Annotated in this window: 4 protein-coding genes; 3 read left to right on the top strand and 1 reads right to left on the bottom strand. The window is 66.9% G+C overall.

Annotation, left to right across the window (positions count from 1 at the left end; all coding sequences use genetic code 11):
- The 3 genes from asnB to ACTHJR_RS11245 all read left to right on the top strand — a co-directional run.
- Window positions 1-1,640 (top strand): asparagine synthase (glutamine-hydrolyzing) (asnB, locus tag ACTHJR_RS11255; protein WP_440523273.1); only part of this gene is annotated, 1,640 nt, incomplete at its 5' end.
- A 15-nt stretch (window positions 1,641-1,655) separates the two neighbouring features.
- Entirely contained in the window at window positions 1,656-2,786 is a 1,131-nt protein-coding gene (locus ACTHJR_RS11250) for a glycosyltransferase (protein ID WP_440523272.1), read from the top strand.
- Window positions 2,783-3,523 carry a class I SAM-dependent methyltransferase gene (locus tag ACTHJR_RS11245; protein WP_440523271.1) on the top strand — a complete coding sequence of 247 codons (741 nt, stop codon included), beginning with the start codon at window positions 2,783-2,785 and terminating at the stop codon, window positions 3,521-3,523. Before ACTHJR_RS11250 ends, ACTHJR_RS11245 begins: the two co-directional genes overlap by 4 nt.
- Here the strand turns inward: ACTHJR_RS11245 and ACTHJR_RS11240 are convergent.
- Window positions 3,504-3,983, bottom strand: a 480-nt coding sequence (locus tag ACTHJR_RS11240) for a GDP-mannose 4,6-dehydratase (protein WP_440523270.1), incomplete at its 5' end; no start/stop codon positions are given. The genes ACTHJR_RS11245 and ACTHJR_RS11240 overlap by 20 nt on opposite strands.

The following is a 3,983-nucleotide window of genomic DNA, read 5'->3' as shown; positions in this document are numbered from 1 at the left end:
TGAGCTTCCAGTCGGCGAGCGACAGCGAAGTCATCATTGAGGGCTATCGCGCCTGGGGCGTCGGCGTGCTGTCGAAATTGAACGGCATGTTCGGCCTGGCACTCTACGATCGCGGCCAGAAGATGATGCTGTGCGCGCGCGACCGATATGGGGAAAAGCCGTTCCTCTATACGTTGCGCGACCGCTTCTTCGCCTTCGGGTCCGAATATAAGGCGCTGCTGGCGCTCCCCGGCGTGCCGCACGACCATGACGAATTGCGCGTCGTCACCGAGACCTGCCAGCCGGGATCGAGCGCCGATCGCCAGCGCCAGACCGTCTTCACCGCGATCGAGCAATTGCTCCCCGGCGAAGCGATGGTCCTCAATTGCCAGACGCTCGACACCAAGCATTGGCGCTATTTCGACATCGACCTGACGCGCGAACGCCAGTTCGCCAATCCCAAGGATGCGATGGCGGAGTTCCGCGACCTGTTCGTCGATTCGGTGCGCATCCGCATGCGCTCGGACGTCGAGGTCGGCTCGTGCCTGTCGGGCGGGCTCGATTCGTCGGCGATCGTCGGCGCGGTCCGCCACCTGCTCGGCCCCGACGCGGTCTATCACACCTTCACCGGCCGCTTCCCGGGCACGCCCGCCGACGAATGGCATTATGCCGAGATGGTGGTGAACGCCTCGGGCGTCACCAGCCATATCGTCGAGCCGACCGTCGACCGCTTCATCGCCGATTTGCCGAGCTTCATGTGGCACAACGAACTGCCGGTCGGATCGTCGAGCCAGTTCGCGCAATGGTGCGTATTCCACCTCGCCAAGCAGCACGGCATCACCGTGCTGCTCGACGGCCAGGGCGCCGACGAGCTGATGGGCGGCTATGAGCAATATTTCGCTTATTACATCCGCGCGCTGAAGGCGCGGGGCGAGACCGATCGCCTGGCGCGCGAATTGCCCGAGATCGAGCGCCGCTACCCGGCCGCGCAGATGGATCGCGCGATGCGGATGAAATCGGCGGTGCCACAGCGGTTGCGCCACGCGCTGGCGCATATGCTCAACCGCGGCTCGGACATCCGCTTCGGGCTCAAGCCCGGCTTCAGCGAGGCGGTATCCGACCAGCGGGCGCGCACCGATCATGGCAGCGGCGATCCGCTGCGCGATGCGCTCTATGAGGACAGTTTCGAGCGCTTCCTGACCACCTTGCTGCGCTATGGCGACCGCAATTCGATGGCGCATTCGCGCGAGGTGCGCTTGCCGTTCTGCGACCATCGCCTGTCCGAATTCGTCCTGTCGCTGCCCCCCGAACTGATCATGGGCGACGTCCAGACCAAGCGCCCGATCCGCGAAGGCCTGCGCGAGTTCCTGCCCGAGGCGATCGCGACGCGCTGGAACAAGCAGGGCTTCCGTCCGCCGCAGGATCTGTGGTTCACCTCGCCCGGCTTCCTCGAGCTGATGCAGGACACGCTGACCTCGGCCTCGTTCCGCCAGTCCGAGATCTGGGACCAGAAATGGTGGCTGAAGGTGCTCGACCGCATCCGCGCCGGCGACCTCGGGCTCGGCTGGAATTTGTGGCAGCCGTTCATCCACGAAATGTGGAAGCAGCATTTCCTCAAACCCGCGACGCAGGGCATCGAGCCGAAGCGCCTCGCCGCCTGACGCCTCACGCCCGCGATGGACATCCTGCTGATCAACGGGACGCATCCCGCGGCACCGCACATTTCGGGCGTGCGCGCGGGGCGGTTCGCGAGCGAGCTGGCGCGGATGGGGCATCGCTGCGTGCTGCTCTGCCCGCCGGTGCCCGGTGCGGCCGCGAGTCCGCCGGCGTCGATCGCGGATCACGACTGGTCGCGGCCGCTGATCGTCGAGGCCGAAGATCCCGGCACGGCCGGAGGCGGCAACGCGGTCGCGACCTTCGCCGATCTCTTGCGCTATGGCGGCCGCCGCGCCGCCTTTCAGCGCAATGTCGTCACGGCGGGCCGCGCGCTCGCCGCCGATTTCCGGCCACAGATCGGCTGGGCGACCTTCGGTTCGCTCGAAGCGGTGACCGCGCTCCGCACGCTGGCGCTGGCGCTGGGTTTCCCCTGGATCTTCGACGACAAGGACAATCCCGACATCTATGTCCCGCGGGTCGCGCGCCTGCCGCTCGCCTGGCGGCTGCGGGGGTATGCGGCGCTCCAGGCCAATTCGGTGCTCCACGGCATGGCGGCGCGGCGCTGGCTCGGCGACACCGCCGAGGTAATCTACAGCGGCGTCGACGCCTGTTTCTTCGAGGCCCATCCCGCCCCCCAGCCGGCGCGGCGCTATGTGACGCTGGTCGGCAGCCTCTATTATCGCGAGACGGTCGACGCGATTCTCGGCGCGATCGCGGAGTTCAACGCGAGCAGCGGCCGGCCGCCGGTCAGCGTGATCCATCTCGGCAAGCAGGGCGACTGGCTGCGCAACGATCGCGGAGTCGAGATCGAGATCCCCGGCTATGTCTCGCCCGATGAGATGGCCCAATTGTGCCAGCACGCCCTGGCCAACATCTACGTCTTCCTCGGCCGCACTTTTCACCACAAATTGTTCGAGCTGCTCGCCTGCCGTCGCCCGGTGGTCGCTTATGGCGGCGAGTTGCGCGAAAGCATTTCCGAAGCGACCCGCCTCCACGCCCCGCTGGCGATGCCGACCACGCCGGGGGCGCTTGTCGAAGCGCTTACGGCGGCCGAACATTTCACCCCAGACCCCAACATGCCCGAACGCTTCTTCACGTGGCCCGAACAGGCTGCCATGGTCGAGACCGCGATGAGGAGATTGATCGGATGAGCGACGCCGCCGCGCCGACCACGCAGGAGCGCGTGATCGACCAATATTTCGAGACGACCTCGTCGCGCACCGCCTTCACCGAGGCGATGAAGGCCAATGCCGTGTCGACGCTCGGCCGCCTGCTCGGCGACTGGGGCGCGCAGCCGGGCGAAGTGATGGTCGATCTCGGCTCGGGCATGGGCGAAGGCTGCCTGTTCGCGCTCTCGCGGGGCGCTGCGAGCGCGACCGGCATCAATCTGTCGAGCGGCGAGAACGAGCTGGCGCGCGAGCGCGTGCCGGGCGCGACCTTCCTCGACACCGATCTCGTTTCCGGCCTCAAGGGCCTCGCCGACGGCAGCGTCGACCGTATCATGGCGCTCAATATCCTCGAACATATCGACAAGCAGACGCTGGCGACGGTGCTCGAAGAAGGAGCGCGCGTGCTCAAGCCGACCGGCTGTCTGGTCGCAATGACTCCCAATGCCGGATCACCGTTCGGGTCGATGACGCGCTATTGGGACATCACGCACGAGATCGCTTACACGCCCTCGGCGTTCCGCCAGATCGGCCTGTTGTGCGGGTTCAAGCGGTTCGATTTCCGCGAATGCGGCCCGCGCCCGCACGGTGTCGTCAGCACGATCCGCTACGTCTTGTGGCAGATGATCCGGCTGAGCATCAAATTCCGGCTGATGGTCGAGATGGCCTCGACCAAGGGCGGCATCTACACCGCCGACATGCTCACGCGGATGGCGAAATAGCCTCCGCGACGAGGCGCTTCACCAACTCCTCGCCCGCCACGCTCGCGCGCCAGCCGATCAGCTCGCCCGCCCGCGACGGATCGGCGTGCTGCTCGGCGATGTCGGCCGGGCGGCGCAGCCCGGGAACGCTCTTCACATGATCGCGCCAGTCGAGTCCGATGGCGGCGAAGGCGGCGGCGACGAAATCCTCCAGCCGCATGCTGATACCGGTCGCGAGGATCAGGTCCTCAGGGCTCTCGCGCTGGAGCATCGCCCGCATCGCCGCGACATAATCGGGCGCCCAGCCCCAGTCGCGCACCACGCCGAGGTCGCCGAGTTCGAGCGGTGTGCGGTCGCCTGCCGCGAAGCGCCGGATCGCCGCCATCAGCTTGCCGGTGACGAAAGTGTTCGGACGCAGCGGCGATTCGTGCGGAAACAGGAAAGCCGAGCAGGCGCGCTGGCGATGCGCGACGCGATTGGC

The sequence above is a fragment of the Sphingomonas sp. genome (genome assembly GCF_051962185.1).
In the GTDB taxonomy this organism is placed as follows: Bacteria; Pseudomonadota; Alphaproteobacteria; order Sphingomonadales; family Sphingomonadaceae; genus Sphingomonas.
Note: the sequence above shows the minus strand (reverse complement) of the source record. Positions and strands in the feature narration are given on the sequence as shown.

What these genes read in the sequence shown, in the direction of transcription:
- ACTHJR_RS11250 (WP_440523272.1), top strand. Translation starts at nt 1,656, where the DNA reads ATGGACATCCTGCTGATCAACGGGACGCATCCCGCGGCACCGCACATT.
- ACTHJR_RS11245 (WP_440523271.1), top strand. Translation starts at nt 2,783, where the DNA reads ATGAGCGACGCCGCCGCGCCGACCACGCAGGAGCGCGTGATCGACCAA.